The 15,566-nt window shown below is 71.4% G+C and carries 19 protein-coding genes; 1 reads left to right on the top strand and 18 read right to left on the bottom strand.

What is annotated here, in order from left to right; genetic code table 11:
* Window positions 1-11: 11 nt before the first annotated feature.
* A complete protein-coding gene (locus QE385_RS12955; RefSeq protein WP_307102458.1) occupies window positions 12-1,331 on the bottom strand; it encodes a dihydroorotase in 1,320 nt (439 codons plus the stop codon).
* Between the two features lie 47 nt (window positions 1,332-1,378).
* Between QE385_RS12955 and QE385_RS12950 the strand changes: the two genes are divergently transcribed.
* Window positions 1,379-2,143, top strand: coding sequence for a folate-binding protein YgfZ (locus tag QE385_RS12950; protein ID WP_307102456.1), 765 nt, complete (start codon window positions 1,379-1,381; stop codon window positions 2,141-2,143).
* Between the two features lie 13 nt (window positions 2,144-2,156).
* Here QE385_RS12950 and QE385_RS12945 read toward each other — a convergent pair whose 3' ends face one another.
* The 17 genes from QE385_RS12945 to QE385_RS12865 all read right to left on the bottom strand — a co-directional run bounded on the left by QE385_RS12945 (window position 2,157) and on the right by QE385_RS12865 (window position 15,551).
* Window positions 2,157-2,696: a PilZ domain-containing protein gene (locus QE385_RS12945; protein ID WP_373424666.1), complete on the bottom strand. Its 540-nt coding sequence runs from the start codon at window positions 2,694-2,696 to the stop codon at window positions 2,157-2,159.
* Between the two features lie 173 nt (window positions 2,697-2,869).
* On the bottom strand, window positions 2,870-3,997 hold the full coding sequence (locus tag QE385_RS12940) for an OmpA family protein (RefSeq protein WP_307102452.1): 1,128 nt from the start codon (window positions 3,995-3,997) through the stop codon (window positions 2,870-2,872).
* Between the two features lie 116 nt (window positions 3,998-4,113).
* Window positions 4,114-4,617 (bottom strand): DUF2793 domain-containing protein, encoded by a 504-nt coding sequence (locus QE385_RS12935; RefSeq protein ID WP_307102449.1) that lies wholly within the window; start codon window positions 4,615-4,617, stop codon window positions 4,114-4,116.
* Window positions 4,610-6,748, bottom strand: a complete 2,139-nt coding sequence (locus tag QE385_RS12930; RefSeq protein ID WP_307102447.1) for a phage tail protein — start codon at window positions 6,746-6,748, stop codon at window positions 4,610-4,612. The genes QE385_RS12935 and QE385_RS12930 overlap by 8 nt, the downstream gene beginning before the upstream one ends.
* Window positions 6,748-7,116 carry a peptidoglycan endopeptidase gene (locus QE385_RS12925; protein WP_307102445.1) on the bottom strand — a complete coding sequence of 123 codons (369 nt, stop codon included), beginning with the start codon at window positions 7,114-7,116 and terminating at the stop codon, window positions 6,748-6,750. Before QE385_RS12925 ends, QE385_RS12930 begins: the two co-directional genes overlap by 1 nt.
* Complete coding sequence (locus tag QE385_RS12920; protein ID WP_307102443.1) at window positions 7,113-7,919, bottom strand: DUF2163 domain-containing protein; 807 nt, start codon at window positions 7,917-7,919, stop codon at window positions 7,113-7,115. The genes QE385_RS12925 and QE385_RS12920 overlap by 4 nt, the downstream gene beginning before the upstream one ends.
* On the bottom strand, window positions 7,916-10,189 hold the full coding sequence (locus tag QE385_RS12915; protein ID WP_307102441.1) for a DUF2460 domain-containing protein: 2,274 nt from the start codon (window positions 10,187-10,189) through the stop codon (window positions 7,916-7,918). Before QE385_RS12915 ends, QE385_RS12920 begins: the two co-directional genes overlap by 4 nt.
* Before the next feature lie 42 nt (window positions 10,190-10,231).
* Window positions 10,232-10,768 (bottom strand): tail tape measure protein, encoded by a 537-nt coding sequence (locus QE385_RS12910; RefSeq protein ID WP_307102439.1) that lies wholly within the window; start codon window positions 10,766-10,768, stop codon window positions 10,232-10,234.
* Window positions 10,761-10,961: a phage tail assembly chaperone gene (locus tag QE385_RS12905; protein WP_307102437.1), complete on the bottom strand. Its 201-nt coding sequence runs from the start codon at window positions 10,959-10,961 to the stop codon at window positions 10,761-10,763. The genes QE385_RS12910 and QE385_RS12905 overlap by 8 nt, the downstream gene beginning before the upstream one ends.
* Window positions 10,958-11,272 (bottom strand): gene transfer agent family protein, encoded by a 315-nt coding sequence (locus QE385_RS12900; protein WP_307102435.1) that lies wholly within the window; start codon window positions 11,270-11,272, stop codon window positions 10,958-10,960. Before QE385_RS12900 ends, QE385_RS12905 begins: the two co-directional genes overlap by 4 nt.
* Window positions 11,269-11,676, bottom strand: a complete 408-nt coding sequence (locus QE385_RS12895; protein WP_307102433.1) for a phage major tail protein, TP901-1 family — start codon at window positions 11,674-11,676, stop codon at window positions 11,269-11,271. Before QE385_RS12895 ends, QE385_RS12900 begins: the two co-directional genes overlap by 4 nt.
* Window positions 11,677-11,687: 11 nt before the next feature.
* Window positions 11,688-12,077, bottom strand: a complete 390-nt coding sequence (locus QE385_RS12890) for a DUF3168 domain-containing protein (protein ID WP_307102432.1) — start codon at window positions 12,075-12,077, stop codon at window positions 11,688-11,690.
* The gene (locus QE385_RS12885) at window positions 12,074-12,571 is read right to left on the bottom strand and encodes a hypothetical protein (protein ID WP_307102429.1); all 498 of its coding nucleotides are present in this window, start codon (window positions 12,569-12,571) and stop codon (window positions 12,074-12,076) included. The genes QE385_RS12890 and QE385_RS12885 overlap by 4 nt, the downstream gene beginning before the upstream one ends.
* A 197-nt stretch (window positions 12,572-12,768) precedes the next feature.
* Complete coding sequence (locus QE385_RS12880; protein WP_307102426.1) at window positions 12,769-13,767, bottom strand: phage major capsid protein; 999 nt, start codon at window positions 13,765-13,767, stop codon at window positions 12,769-12,771.
* Window position 13,768: 1 nt separating this feature from the next.
* The gene (locus QE385_RS12875; RefSeq protein ID WP_307102424.1) at window positions 13,769-14,149 is read right to left on the bottom strand and encodes an HK97 family phage prohead protease; all 381 of its coding nucleotides are present in this window, start codon (window positions 14,147-14,149) and stop codon (window positions 13,769-13,771) included.
* Complete coding sequence (locus QE385_RS12870) at window positions 14,146-14,451, bottom strand: DUF6127 family protein (protein WP_307102422.1); 306 nt, start codon at window positions 14,449-14,451, stop codon at window positions 14,146-14,148. Before QE385_RS12870 ends, QE385_RS12875 begins: the two co-directional genes overlap by 4 nt.
* Window positions 14,448-15,551, bottom strand: a complete 1,104-nt coding sequence (locus QE385_RS12865) for a phage portal protein (protein WP_307102420.1) — start codon at window positions 15,549-15,551, stop codon at window positions 14,448-14,450. The genes QE385_RS12870 and QE385_RS12865 overlap by 4 nt, the downstream gene beginning before the upstream one ends.
* Between the last annotated feature and the right edge of the window lie 15 nt (window positions 15,552-15,566).

The raw sequence follows: 15,566 nt of genomic DNA, 5'->3' as shown, positions 1-15,566 counted from the left end.
GCGCTCCGCGATCATCCGAAATCGACCGCCTCGAAACGGATCGGCTGGCCGGTCGGGGCCTCGGCCAGCTGGTCTTCCCACATCGCCACCTGGCCGCGCACGATCGTGCCGATCGGCTTGCCGGTCAGTTCCATGCCGGTGAAGGGCGACCAGCCGCACTTGGACTGAAGCCACTTTTCCTCGATCGTCCACCGCTTCTTGAGGTCGACGATGGTGAAGTCGGCGTCATAGCCCGCCGCGATCCGCCCCTTGCCGACGATGCCGAAGATGCGCTGCGCACCGGCGCTGGTCAGCTCGATCACGCGCTGGAGCGACAGGCGGCCGTTCGCGGCATGGTCGAGCAGCAGCGGCAGCAGCGTCTGCACGCCCGGCATCCCGCTGGGGCTGCCCGGATAGGGCTTGGCCTTTTCCTCCAGCGTGTGCGGCGCATGGTCCGAGCCGATGACGTCGGGCACGCCCTGGTTCAGCCAGTGCCACAGCCCGTCGCGATGCGCGCCCGAACGGATTGGCGGGTTCATCTGCGCCAGCGTGCCGAGCCGCGGATAGGCCTCCTCGCCCGCCAGCGTCAGATGCTGCGGCGTGACCTCGCAGGTCGCGATGTCCTTGTGCTTGGCGATATATTCCAGCTCGGCGGGCGTGGTGACGTGCAGGATGTGGATGCGGCGATTGGCCGCGCGCGCCAGCCGCAGGATGCGATGGGTGGCGAGCAGCGCGCTTTCGTCGTCGCGCCAGACCGGGTGCGACGACGGATCGCCCTCGATCCGCTCGCCCGCACGCGCGTTCATCCGGTCCTCATCCTCGGCATGGATGGCGACGCGGCGATGGCCCGAGGCGAGCACCTCGGCCAGCCGCGCATCCTCGGACACCAGCAGGTCGCCGGTCGAGGCGCCCATGAAGATCTTGACCCCCGCCGTGCCCGGCATCCGCTCCAGCTCGGCCAGGTCGCGCGCATTGTGGTTGGTCGCGCCGACATAGAAGGCATGGTCGCAATACATCGTCTTGGCGCGGGTCAGCTTGTCGGTGATCGCGTCGGCCGAATCGGTGTTCGGCTTGGTATTGGGCATTTCGAAGACGGCGGTCACGCCGCCCATCACCGCCGCGCGGCTTCCGCTCGCCAGGTCTTCCTTGTGCATCAGGCCGGGCTCGCGGAAATGGACCTGGCTGTCGATCACGCCGGGAAGGATGTCGAGCCCGGTGCAGTCGATCACCCGCCCCGCATCGCCCTTCGCCCCGATGGCGACGATCCGGCCGTTCGTCACGCCGACATCGGCACGAACGGGGCCGCCGGGGGTATGCACGGTGCCGCCGGAGAGAAGCAGATCGAAGGTCATGACAAACGGGCCTTTCGCGATTGGTCGCGCCCTCCTACCTTGCCGCCATGAGCGATACCACCCCGACGACGCAGCCCGGCCCCGCGCCCGCCACGACCCTGGCCGACCGGCGCCTGATCCGCGTGGCGGGCGAGGATGTGCGCGGTTTCCTGCAAGGCTTGGTGACGCAGGACGTGATCGGCCTGACGCCCGACCGGCCGCGCTGGGCGGGGCTGCTGACCCCGCAGGGCAAGGCGCTGTTCGACTTCCTGCTATGGGCGGACGGCGATGCGGTGCTGATCGATGCGGAGGCCGCGCAGGCCGAGGCGCTGGCGCGGCGGCTGTCGATCTATCGCCTGCGCCGGGCGATCACGATCGAGCCCGTGGAGGATCTGGCGGTGCATTGGAGCCGCGACGCCGATGGCCATGCCGAGGACCCGCGCCTGCCCGAATTGGGCAAGCGCTGGCTGGCTCCCGCCGGCGACGCGGCGACCGATTGGGTCGCGCACCGCCTGTCGCTGGGCGTTACCGAGGGCGTGGGCGAGCTGGGGTCGGGCGAGACGCTCTGGCTGGAATGCAATGCGCGCGAGCTGAACGGGGTCAGCTTCACCAAGGGCTGCTATGTCGGGCAGGAGAATACCGCCCGGATGCATCACCGCTCGAAGGTCAACCGGCGACTGGTGGTGGCGCCGCTGGGCGATGCGGGCGACCGGACACGGGCGACCTATCCGGAGCTGGGGCTGATGGTCGAGCATCGCCGGGTCGAGACGCTGGGCGATGCGTTGTGCCCCGCCTGGCTGGCGGCGGCGATCGGGGCGGACGAACCGGCCTGATCCCCTTCGCGGATCAGGGGCGCGCGTCGGGCTTTACCGCCAGCGCCTGGGTGATGCGGCCGGTGGGAATGGCGAGCATCTGCGCCACCTCCAGGGCGATGACGATGGCGGCGACCAGCCCGAAGGCACAAAGCGCGCCGAATTGCAGGTTGCCAGCCAGCCAGCGGCTTCGGTCCAGGCCATGCGCGGTGTCGATGCGGCTGACCGCGCGGCTGCGGCTGGTGCGGCGATCGGCTTCGGCGGCGGACTGGACCGGGCGCCCTTCCAGGCGCGGTTCGTTGATGAGGGTGTCGGCGCTGATCACGTCCTGGGTTCGGATGCCGGTATAGCAATCGCGCCGCCAGATGACGCGACCGATCACCACCTGGCGGCCCCGGCGGATGTCGACATAGTCACCGGGCACCAGCGGATCGTCGGAGGCGATCATCATGCCGCGCGACGAGATATTGTGGATGCAGGCGTCGCCCCATCCCCGCACCGACTTCATCCGGCACGGAATCATGACCTGCCGACGCGCTTCCCGGCTTCGATGATGTTGTCCTCCGCGCGGCATGGCGGCCTTGCCCCTTCGTGTCCCCAGTCACCTGTTCATATTGGGCAGGGGCGAAGAAAGTATGAATCACCGAAATCGATTACGGGCCGTGTACAGGCCGTGCGCGCGCATGAAAAAAGGAGGCCGGCTTTCGCCGACCTCCCTTTTTGCAATCAGCCTTGGCTGAGCGTGGCTTACTGGCCAGCGCCCGGACCGTAGGTGATTTCCACGCGACGGTTCTGGACCTCGCGGACGCCGTCCGCAGTCTGAACGCGCAGGTGGTCGCGGTCTTCGCCGAACGCTTCGGTCGAGATCGAGCCATCCGGGATCGAACGCGACGTCATGTACGCCTTCACCGCGTCGGCACGACGCTGCGACAGACCCATGTTGTAGCGCGGCGTACCCGAGGTGTCGGTGAAGCCGGCGACCATCACGCGGGCATTGCCGCAGCTCTGGTACTGGGTGATCGCGTTGTCGAGGATCGACGCTGCTTCCGGGGTGACGTCCGACTTGTTCCACTCGAAGAACACGATGAACGGACCCGGCGAGCACACCACGGGCTCCGGAGCCGGAGGCGGGGGCGGCGGGGGAGGAGGCGGCGGGGGCGGCGGGGGCGGCGGCGGGGGCGGCGGAGCTGCCGGTTCGCCGAAGTTGTACGCCACGCCACCCAGGATCGAGTGCGAACGGAAGCGGCCGTCGAACGTGTTGTTCGCAACGTCGACCAGCTTGACGTTCTCGGCGTTGAAGAAGCGATACTTCAGCGTCGCGTCGATGTGGTCGGTCAGCGGCGCGCGGATGCCCGCCAGAGCCTGCCACGCGAACACGGTGTCCGAGTCGTTCAGGAAGTCGGCGCGGTTGTTCAGGGCGTAGTTCGCCTTGACGCGCGCGACGCCGACGCCGCCGCCGACGAAGCCCTGGATGCCGTCATCGGCACCGAAGTCCAGCAAGCCGTTCAGCATGAAGCTGAGCGCCGAGGTGGAGCCACCGGCATAGTCATAGTTGCCGGCCGGAACGGTGCCCGTGCCGATGCCGGTGTTGGTCAGCGTGGTCGAGCTGAAGCTGTCGACCGTCGCGCGGCGATAGCCGACTTCGGTTTCCAGACGGAAACCACCGAAGTCATAACCCATCACGCCGTCAATGTCATAACCATAGTCATGGTCGACGGTGGCGGTGCCGGTACGCGTGCCGGTGATATCATAGTTGATATCTTCGACGATCATCCCGCCGCCTTCGATGCCGACATACCACGACTTGTCGCGGGCGAGGGCAGGCGAAGCGAGGGCGGTGGAGGCAAGTGCCAGAACAATGGCAAGCTTCCGCATCATAGTCCCCTTTCTTGGTTGTCACTACGGACAGCGCAAACTCACTATCGGAGGGTTGGTTTCCACGCAAGCAAACAAAAGCCCCCGACTGTGGCATTAAAAGCACAGATTTTGGGTCATGCCGAGGCGATCAAGCCATGGTTCCGCAGCGCGCGGATCACCGCATCGACCGCCGATCTTGCCTGCAAATCAATGACTTGACCGCCTTCTGTAAGCGCTATGCCACTTTGTTGCGGGCCAACAACCTTTTTTCCCTCCACCAGCAACTCGCGCGCCGTCACCCGGCCCGTCCGCCAGCCATCCTCATCCCAATCCGATCGGCAGCGATCGGCCCGACTCCATACCGACAGGCCGGGCTGCGGAATCAGGAACCGCCAGCCCCCGGCGGTCATGCCCGCCAGATGCCGGGCATGGCCGGTCCAGGCGCCGGTCGGCTGGTAGCCGACCACCCAGGCCTGACCCGGTGTCGCATCGGTGGGCGGCGCGTTCAGCCCGACCGCCTCGACACAGGGTTGCACGACCAGATCGAGCAGGCTCAGCGCCTCGTTATGCGTCACCTCTTTCTGCGCCTGCCCTGCCGACAGCAGCGGCAGCGTCCAGCGCGGCGTTTCCTCACCCATCTCGTCCCTCCCCCAATATCGCGACCAGCGGCAGCGATGCCGCCAGCGTTCCCAATTGCCGCACCGCCACCCGCGTCCCGACGGGCGCGCTGCCCGTCCAGACGGGTGCCGAAACCTCCTCCTCCCGCTCGCCGATCGTCACGCGGTAGCGCTCGCTCTCCTCGCCCAGCGGCGCGTCGACCCGGTCCGTCCAGCCCCAGCCGATGCGGCTCCGCCGGGTCCAGCCGATCGTGACCCGCCCGTCCTCGCCTCGCCGCCAGCGCAGATGGACCGGCGCGGGCGGGCGGACCGACTGGCCCGTCACCATCGCCGATGCCTGCACCCCCTCGACACCGTCGCCCACGCCATGCGCCAGGAAGCGGACCCGAGCGCCCAGCATCGTGACGGGAATGTCGATCGTCCGGACGCTGGCCGCCGACATCAGGACGAAGGCATCGCCGGGCCCGGCCTGGCCGACCATCGCCTCGGTCCCGCGCAGGCCGCGTCGCAGCTGGCCGAGCCGCCATTGCCCGTCGCCCAGCGGCTCGGCGCGCGCGAACTGCAACAGCTCGCCGCCGACCCAGGCGAGATTGGCCCCCGCATCGATCGCGGCCGGATCGGCATCCGCCAGATCCTCCGCCACCGCGACGACGAACGCCCCGCGCCGGTCGATCAGGCCGATCGCCCCGCCGGGGGAGACCGCCGTCACCCGCCCGATCACGCCGGGCATCGCCGTCAGGCCCAGCGCGGTCCAGCTCGCGCCGTCGTCCAGGCTATAGGCGAGCGAGGCCTGCCGCCATCCGGGACCGCCCGCCGCCACCACCGACAGGCGCGGCGTGCCGAGCGGCTGGTCGTCGAGCGGCGGCGCTTCGAAGGCGATCAGCCGGGTGACGCCGATGGCCCGGTCCGGCGCGGGCGCGATCCGGCCGGATGCGGCGGGCAGCATCGGCCCGCCCCGGCCCAGCGGCACGCAGGTCAGCCGCACCGCCATATTCTCCCAGGCGGATTCGATCACCCGCCAGCGCCCCGCCTCTCCCGCGATCGCGACGATGGTGCCGGGCGCGATGGACAATGCTTCGGGGCCGAGAGTCACCGTGCGACGCACCCGCTCGACCGACAGCCGCGCCAGCCGGTCCTGCGCCAATGTCCGCGCGGTCGCCGCATCCAGCGCGGCGGCCAGCTCCAGCCGCTCGTCGCGCACTCCGCCGGGGCGACGCGCGCGCTGCTGCCCGATCTGATAGTCGCGGGCGGGATCGTAATGCGCCACCGTCACGCTGGCGGCGATGCTTGCCTCGCTGGCGATGGCGCGCTGGCCGCGCCGCCCATGGCCGTCCGCCGCCATGGCGTCGTCGCGGATCGTGACGGCGGGCGTGGCGGATGCGGACGGCGCGACCAGCCGGATACCGTCGCCCTCGGCGACCCATTGCCCGCCGCTCATATCGGCCAGCATGTCCAGCACCGCGCGCACGCTGCCCCCGCTTGCGGCGAATCCCGCGACGGTCGCGCCCGCATCGCCGCCGCGCACCTGCCCGCACAATGCCTGCGCGATGGCACGGCAGGACAGCGGCGCCTCGTCCGCCTCGACCTCGAAGGTCAGCTGGGGGATGCGATTGCCGAACTCGGCCAGCGCCAGCCCCTCGAACACCGCATAGGCAAGCCCCCGACAGGCCGAGGCGCGCGCCCCCTCGACCGAGGCGATCAGCGGGTCGACCGGCTGATCCTCGGTGCCGGGATGGAGGCGAAAGCCCGTCGCCACCTTGAAATCGCCCGCCGCCCCGCGCAGCAACCGGCCATCGGCCCAGATACGCCCCACCCGCCGGATCGGCCGCCCCGACAAGGCGACCGCGAAATTGGCGGTGTAGCTATAGCTTTCGGTCGCCGGACGCCCCTTGCCCCCGCCGGTCAGCCCGCGCGCCTCGACCAGATCGGTCGCCCAGATCACCGGCCCGGCGACCCGCATCGTGCCGAAGACGGCGGGCATCTGCGTGCCATAGGTCGAGGTCTGGACCGACAGCTCGGTCAGGCGCGGGCCCTGCTGCCGTCGCGGCCCCAGCACCGCATGATCCACGCGGTTGCCGATCAGCGCACCGATCGCGCCGCCCACCGGCCCCAGCAGCGCCCGCCCCACCGTGCCCAACACCAAGGTCGCCATTATCCCTCCCCCTTCCAACAGCCCAGCACCGGCCAGGGCGGTGCCCCCGGCCGCCAGGCGACCCGGCGCAGGCCCGCATCGGCATGGACGATCCCGTCACCGACCCGGATCGCCAGATGGAGCTGCCCCGGCCCGGCACGCAGCAGCAGCACCGCGCCCGGCGAATCCGTCGTCCTCTGAAATTGCGCATCGAGCGCCGCCGCCGCCTTCGCCGCGTCGCCGCTGCGCCAGCCATAGCCGGTCGGCGCCGCCCGCCCGGTCGCCGCCGCGACCAGCCCGACACAGTCCAGCCCATGCGCCGGGTCGCGCCCGTGCAGCCGGAACCGCACGCCGACCAGCGCGGCCGCCGCCGCCGCCACCGCGCTCATGCGCCGGGATAGCGGGTGAGCAGGTCGATGCCGGGCAGGAACGGCTCGCCCCGGAAATTCAGGACGTTGGCGAACCGCGCGACACAGGTCTCCAGCCGCTTGTCGCACCCCTCGACCAGCTCGACCAGCGGCGTGCCCTCGACCGCGAAGGCGGGCGTGGCGGCCAGCCACAGACGCCGCCCCTCCGACCGCAACACCACCGCCTCCAGCCCGCTATTGGCGCCGCCGAACCAGATCAGCCGCCCCTGGCCATAGGCATTTGCGACCGGCTCGTCATGCGCGACGGTCAGCATCGCCTCGCCGTCCCAGTCGCTCACCCGCGCGATGCGCCGCCGCCCCGCCATCGGCACGCGGCACCGCCGGTCGCCCAGCGCGGCGCGGCAGTCGGGCGAGGTCTCCGCCGCCACCGGCCGGTCGAGCAGCGCGCCGACGCCGCGCAGTTCGGCGGTGAAGCCCCCCTCACCCAGCTGCACCGCGCCGATCGTCCCCTGGCCCAGCGGCACCGGGTCGCCCGCGCCGCTCCAGTCGACCGCGATCGCCGCCACGCGCGCCCCGTCCCAGCGGCCCGCCAGCAGGTCGCGCTCGCCGATCGCCTCGCTGGTGAGTGCGCCCGAGGCGTCCATCAGATCGGGGTCGAGGCCGTCGCCGCGCAGGATCGCGCTGGGCGTCAGGCCGGGCGCGGCGCGGTAGCGCAGGCCGTCGATCCACAGATCATGGTCATGGCCGGTCAGCCCGATCGTCACCCCGTCGGACCGCTCGATCCGCCAGCACAGCACCCAGCCGGTCAGCGTGTCGCCGCTCATGCCTCGCGCACCTCGACCAGCGGCACCGACGCCGCCGCCCCCGCGCGAAACCCCGCCAGCGTGACGCTCAGCCGGTCCTCGGCGAAGCGGACGGGCACGTCGAAGGCGAAGCTGGCGGCGATCGCCGCGCCCGCCACGGGAGCGGTGTCGAACAACAGCCAGCCGCCCGGCTCGACGACGAAGCCCGTCACGCCCCGGCCCGCCACCCTGACCGAGACGCTGCCCGCGACCGGCCGGGTGATCCGGCGCGGCTGGTCGCCATAATGGCGGACCAGCGCGAAGCGGCGGGTGGTGCCGTCGCCGGTGCCGATCGCCTCGTCGGTGGCGCTGCTGTCGAACGGATCGCGCAGCCGGAATCCGCGTGCCGGGCCCAGCCGCGCGCGGAAGAAGGAGAGCAGCGTCGCCATGTCCTCGGCCGAGCGGAGGCCGGGGCCGACATCATAGGTGGTCCGCGCCTCCGCCCAGGCGGCGTTGCGCGCCTCGCGCCCGCCCGCGCTCGTCAGGATCGCGGTGGAAAAGCCCGGCGTCACCTCCGCCTCGCGGCCCAGCGCCAGTGGGAACAGCACATCGTCGAAAGCCTGCACGCGATCCTCTCCCCCTTCCCAACAGACGAACCCGTCGCGCATCACCTGCGGCATCGCCCAGACGAAGGTCGCCGCGATTCCGCGCGCCCGCGCGACCCCGGCCGCCTCGGCGATCCGGCCCCATTGCGCCCGCTGATCGGCGCGCAGCACGAAGCCCGAAAAATAATGCTGCCGCTCCGGCGGATAGCCCAGCCGCGCCTCGGCCAGCGCGACGCCCTTGCGGGTCGAGGCGGTGTCGCCCGCCGTCACCCAGTCATAATCCTCCAGCTGCAGGATATCGAAGGCCGGGCTCGCCCAGCCGACCGGCATGTTCGCGCGGACGGCCTCGGGCGCGGCCGGGTCGAGCACGGTCGGCAGATAGGTCAGCAAATGGGTGACGCAGCCCGGCGCCGCCGCCTTCGCCGCCGCGCACAACGCCGCCGTCGATGCCGCCAGGCACGCCCCCGCCCGGTCGAGCGTATCGCGCTGCGCCTGGCTCCGCGCCCCCGCCATGCTCGCCATCGGCACCGGCGCGAAGGCCGCCACCGCCGCCGCGTCGTACAGGCACGGCGCGCCGTCGGCGGGACGCTCCCACCACCAGGGCTCGCCCACCTGGAATTTCGGGGGCAGCCCCGCCGCCTGCCCAATCGCCAGGAACGCGCGCGCCACCGCCTGGAGATACGCCATCGCCCCGCCATGCGCCGGGCTGAGCAGCGTGGAGGGCGGCGACCAGCCGGTCAGCGCCGGCGCGCCATCGGCCGAACGCTGCTTCCAGTCGCCCCAGCAATGCGCGTCGAACAGCTCATAGGACAGCGACCAGATCGGGTCATAACCCAGCGCCCTGGCCTCGAGCGCGAACCCGCGATGCCAGGCGGCGCAGGGCGCGTTGAGCACGCCGCCCGCCAGGCTGGCGTACAGCCCGTCGCCGCTGCGTTCGAGCCGGAAATAATGGCTCATGCCGACATAATGGACGAGGTCGCCGCGATAGCCGAGGTGCAGCATGTTGCGCAGCAAACGCTGCGGCGTCAGGTGATAGCTGTCGTCATAGCCGCTGGCGATGCGGAACCCCTGTTCGGGCAGCACCGCCGCGCCGACCCCGATCACCGCGCCCGGCCCCTCGCAGGCGATGCCGGTCAGCTCGACCCAGCCCTCCTGCGGCCGCGCCAGAAAGGCCGCCCCCGCATCGTAATCGGGCGCGACCAGCGAAACGAACATGCGATCGACATCGCCCGCCCAGACGGGATCGCGCTCCTCGGGAAATCTGAATCCGCCCGCCAGGTTCGCGAAGTCGATCGCGACCTCCGCATCCTCCGCCGTGCCGGTCGCATAATTCCACAGCCGGACATACCAGGCGCGCGCCTTGCCGCTTGCGTCGCGCCCCTCGATGGTCAGCGTCGGCCCATGCCGCGCGTCGAGCGGCTTGATCCCGCCCGAGCGCCAGCGGAACCGCAACCGGCAATCGCGATAATCGCGCACCGTGTCATAGCGAAGCAGCGGATGGTCGTGCCGGTCGGCCGACTCCCAGATCAGCCCCGCCAGATCGTCGGTGCGATAGAAGACCGTGTCGACGCGCAGGCTGTCCGCCCCGCTCGCGACCACCGCCGCCATCATCGGGCGCGGAAAGTCGACGGTCCAGTAACGAGGATCGAAGCGCGACAAATGATCGCTCCGCTGATCCCGCCGCTGCTCATGCAGACACCATTGCACCGGTTTTTCCCTCCCCTTGTCCCTCGGGCCGTCGCGGGCGCCTCAATCCTCCGCGAGCGCCGCGCGAACCGCACGCGCCACCTGGCGGCCGGAGCGTTGCAGCACCCCCGCCGCCTCGCCCGCCCCGGCGTTGATGGTGATCGCCACCCGCACGTCGCGCGGTGATGCGGCGCGGCCCAACGGCTCGACCCGGCCGCTGCTGGTCGGCACGAAGACCTCCGGCCCCCGCTCGCCGACCAGATAGGGGCGGTCGGGCGATACCGGCCCGCCGGTCGCCCGCCCCGGCAGGCCCGACGCCAGTCCGCCCAGCAGACCCAGCAGGCCGCCGTCACCGACCGCCCCCACCCCCTGCCGCAACGCCGCGCGGGCGATCTGGTCGAGCGCGGACAGCGCGGTCGCCTTCAGCTCCTCGAAACCGAACCGGCCGGTCCGCGCCGCCCGGAGCAGCGCCCCCTCGACGCTACGCGCGCCCAGCTCGGCAGCATCGCCCAGCCCCTGCGACAGGTCGGCGCGCATCGCGGCCATGTCGGCGGTGAAGCCACGCATGTCGATGCGCGGCGCGAAATCCTGCTCATCCATCCGGATACATCTCCCGCAACCGGGCGAGCGTGGCGCGCGACGGCGGATCGCCCCCGTCCTGCCCCGCCCCCGTCAAGGCCCCGACCACCGCGTGAAGCTCGGCCGGGGTGGCGCGCCAGAAGCGGTCGGGCGACCAGCCCAGCACCGCGCCCGCCATCCCCGCCAGCCGCGCCGCATCGTCGGCAAAGCTCATCGCCCCCCCAGGATCTGGCGCAGCAATTGCCGCAGCACCGGTGCCAGCGCCGCCAGCCCCAGCTCGACCAGCGCCTCGCCCAGCTGCTCGCGGCTGAGCCCTTCGGGCACCTCGCGCAGGCAGTGCCAGATCAGCGCCGCCGCCTCGCCCAGCGACAATTTTCCCTCGCCCGCGCGCTCGACCAGTTCGAACAGCGGGCCCAACTCGCCCTCCGCCGCGACCAGCGCCTGGAAGCTCGGCCGCACGACCAGCTCGGCGCCGCCGACCCGCAAGGCGGCCTCGCCGCGCACCGGATTGGCCCCGGCGCTCATGCCGCCACCACCGGGCCGGAGCTTTCGAGCGCCAGCGTGTAGGTCCGCTCGCCGCCGAAATCGCCACTATAGTCGAGGCGCGTGACCAGGAACCGGCCGGTCATCGACCCGCCGCTCTCGAAGCTCAGCCGATAGGTCTCGATCGTGCCCGCCAGCGCATGGCCGCGCATCCGCGCTTCCGCCGCCGATCCGGTGAACACGCCCGCGCCCGCGACGCTGACATGCCGCACCCCCGCGCCGGACAGCAGCTCGCGCCAGCCGCCCGAATCCTTGTTCGTCACCACCACCGTCTCGCCGTTGATCGACAGCTGCGTCGTGCGCAGCCCCGCCATCGTCGCGAAGGCGGGCGGCTCGGCCCCGTCGCCGATCTTGAGCAGAAAGGCGCTTCCCTTTTCGATCGCCATGATGTCCCCCCTTATTGTCCCGCGCGCCACAAACGGGCGCGCCATTCGACGCTCGCGGTCCAGCGCGCGCCCGTCTTCGCCATGCGTGTCGCGATGACCGCCAGCCCGGCGACCCGCCATCCGTCCGACAGCGCGGCGGGCAGCGCGATCCCCTCGACCGCCTGCATCGCCGCGCGCAGCCGCCGGGGCTGTTCGCCCTCGTCGCTCAGCGTCACGGTCACGCGCAGCTCGCGTCCCTCGATCCCCGCCGCGCCCCAGTCGCTGTCGCTCGGCTCGCCCAGCACCGCCTGCGGGACGCCGCCGCGCACCGGGACCGCGTCGAACACCGTCACCGCCAGCGGCTGCAAAACGGTGCGCAAGCCGGTCAACAGGCCGGTGCGCAGCGCCTCGCGCGCGGTCACGACCGCCTCGGCGTATCGAGCCGCATCCGCCGCCAGGGCCGCCACAGCGCCGCGACCGCCGCGGGCGGTACGGCGGCGGCCTCGCGATTGTCGAACAGATGCGCGCCCATGATCGCCACGCCATGCGCGATCTCGGGCGGCAAGCCCGTCCAGTCCGCTGCCAGCCCGGCGCGATAACGCACCGTGATCGCCGCGCCGGTACGGACCCAGCCACGACCATCACGGTCTATCGCCCCCTCGCCCTCCGACAGGATCGCGCCGACCGGCGTCGCCGATAGCGCCTGCCACGCGACCGACGCCGTCACCGGCTCCTCGACGACTCGCGCGATCAGCAGCTGCCCGCAAAAGGACTCGGCCAGCCCCAGCGCGACGCCCGCGACCCGCTCGACCAGCGCCGCCTCATTGCCCTCGTCCAGCCGCAACAGCGCGCGCACCGCGCCCGCCGCCGCCGTCACGGTCGCGGCGGGCAGGGGCTCCATCGTCCCGCTCATCATGAATTCTCCTTCACCGATACAAGTTGCGACAGGCGCGACATATGATCGTCACACTTGGGGAGCAGAGACCTGCTCAGCCGCTGCCCGCCTCCCCCTTGGGCACCGGCCATGCCGACCCCGCGCCCCCCGGCCGGGTCCGGCATCCTCCCTGAACTACGGGGCAGCCGCCTGCCGGCTGCCCCGATTTTTCCGAGGGTTCAGTTCGTCGCGAACTTCATCAGCTTGATCGCCTCCGAGTCGCTGACACAGCCGCCGACCCGCCGCGTGGCGTAGAAGGTGACGAACGGCTTGTTGCTGTACGGATCGCGCAGGATCGCCGTCTCGGCGCGCTCGGCGATCAGATAGCCGAGCCGGAAATTGCCGAACGCGATCGCGCAGCTATTCTCGGCAATGTCGGGCATGTCCTCCGCCTCGACCACCGGATAGCCGAGCAGCGTCGCGGGCTGCCCCGCCACCAGCCCCGGCGCCCACAGGAACTGGCCGTCGCCCGACTTGATCTTGCGGATGCGCGCCGAGGTTGCGGCGTTCATCACGAAGCACGCCCCCTGGCGATAGGGCGCACGAAGCGACTGGATCAGGTCGACCAGCCGTTCGTCGGGGGCGGGCCCGAACGCGCCGGGTGCCCCGCTCGCCAGATATTGCAGCGTGCCGAAGGGGCGGGTGCCGTCCCGGGCCGAGGATATCGGGCTGGTCAGCAAGCCGCGCGGCCGGTTGACGCCCGATCCGGTGATGAAGGCCTGGCCCTCGGCCCGTGCGAACTCGGTGGCGATCTCCTCCGCCAGCCAGCCCTCGACGTCGAACGCCGCATCGTCCAGCATCGCCTGGCTGGCCGAGGGATTGGCATAGAGTTCGCCCATCGGCGGCGCCAGCTCGACAAAGGCGGGCGTCGCGGTCTCGGGCCGCGCCGCCGTCTCGCTCGCCCAGCCCGACGGCGTGCCGCCGGTGGTGATCAGCTTGCGATAGCCCGCCGATCCCACCGCCACGACATTGGCGATGCCCCGGATCGGCGAGACGGTCTTCAGGACCGAGGCGATCGCCGCATCGATCTCACGCGGGACGGCAAAGCCGCCGCTGTCCCCGGTCGTGCCGGTAAAGGCCTTCAGCTCGACGGTGGTGCCGCTGCGCACATAGCCGCCGAACGCGCCGTCGCTCTTGTCGCGCGCGCCGTCCAGCACGGGTCGTTCGATCACGTCCATATCAATTCCCCTTGGTTGAAAGGTGATTCACGCGGGCGAGCGGTTGCATCGGCACCGTCACCAGGCTGATCTCGATGAGTTCCGCCGACAGGATCGCGCGGGCCGCGCCCTGGTGGACGACGCGCGGGCGATAACCGACCGACAGCCCCGCCACCGCGCCCGACCGGACCAGCGCGGCGAGCGCGGGGTCCTCGACCACGCCCGCGACCGCCAGCCCGGTGGCGTCCTCGACGAGCGACTCGATCCGCCCCATCGCCGCCCCGCGATGCTGCCAGAGGAGCGGCACCCGCCCCGCGCCCGCAAACGCGCCGCGCCGCATGACGTCGCCCACCCGGTCCATCCGGTCCCAGATCGCGGCATAGCCGGTGAAGGAAAGGCTCATTTCAGCCAGTCCTCCATCCCCAGCCGCATCGCGATTCCCGCCAGCAGCAGCGCGCCGAGCAAGCGGCTGATCCAGCCGACCATGCTCTTCCACACCGACGACTTGGCCTCGCGCCACGCGGTCAGCAGCTCGCGCAGTTCCGCGACATCCCCCGCCGCCTCGGCGTCCGAAAGGCCCAGCCGGGTCAGCGCACGCGTCGCGCCCAGTTCGCCCGCTTCCTCGGCGACCGCGCGCAGCGTCACGAGGTCCGCCCCGCTGTCCGCCGCCTGCGCCAGCAGCCGCGCCAGAACATCGCCGCTCATGACAGGCCGACCATCTGGCGCTTCTCCGCCGGATCGAGGAAGTCCGCGCTCGCCGCCATTTGCCACAGCATCTGCCGCTCCTCGGCCAGCGCGGTGACGCGATTCACATCGACCGACAGGCTCGCCCCCTCGAACCAGCCCGCCAGCCCCTGCGACAGCCCGCTCAGGATCGCCCCCGCCAGCGGCAAGATCGCCTGGCGCCACAGCGCGCGGTTGGCCTCGCGATAATTGGCATAGGTGTTGTCGCCGGGCAGGCCGAGCAGCATCGGCGGCACGCCAAAGGCCAGCGCGATCTCGCGCGCCGCCGACGCCTTGGCCGCGATGAAGTCCAGCTCCGCCGGCGTCAGGCTCATCGCCTGCCATTTCAGCCCGCCTTCCAGCAGCAGCGGCCGCCCCGCATTGCCGCTGCCCGCAAAGCCTTCCATCTCGGCGCGCAGCCGCTCGAACTGGTCGGGGGTCAGGGTCGAGCCGTCGCCCGGATCATAGACCAGCGCCCCCGACGGCCGCGCCGCATTGTCGAGCAGCGCGCGGTTCCACGTCGCCGCCGCATTGTGGATCGCGATCGCCCCCGCCGCCGCGCCGAGACAGCCCAGCCCATAATGATCGTCGAGCGGGTGACAGCTTTTCAGATGCACCACCTGCGGCCGGACCGGATCGACCGGCAGCGTCGTCACCCGACCCCCTGCGCGGTAGAGATAGGCGGCGGGCCAGCCGCTCGCGTCCAGCTCCATCGTCACCCGTTCGGGGCGCAGCGCGAACAGCTCGACGACCGCGCCATCGCCGTCGCGCAGCAACTGCACATAGGCATTGCCGTGCAGCAGCATATGGGTGGCGACCGTCTCCAGCAGCGCCTGCCCCTCGCTGCGCGCCGCGACCAGCGCGACCAGCTCGGGGTGCGAGGCGACCAGCGGTGCTTCCGCCAGTCCGCCCGCGACCATCCGCACCGCTCGCTGCGCCACCGGGTTGCGCAGATAGCCCTCGCGCACCTGGCTTTCATAGGACGGCGCCGCCCCCGTCAGCGGCACCCCCGACCGGGCCAAGCCCAGCCCGAGCAAGGGACGCGCAGCCCCCCGCCCGGCCTTGCGACCGAACATCCTCATGATCGAATCTCCTCG

The organism is Sphingomonas sp. SORGH_AS_0950, assembly GCF_030818415.1.
Lineage (GTDB): Bacteria > Pseudomonadota > Alphaproteobacteria > Sphingomonadales > Sphingomonadaceae > Sphingomonas.
This window is presented reverse-complemented; position numbering and strand designations above follow the sequence as displayed.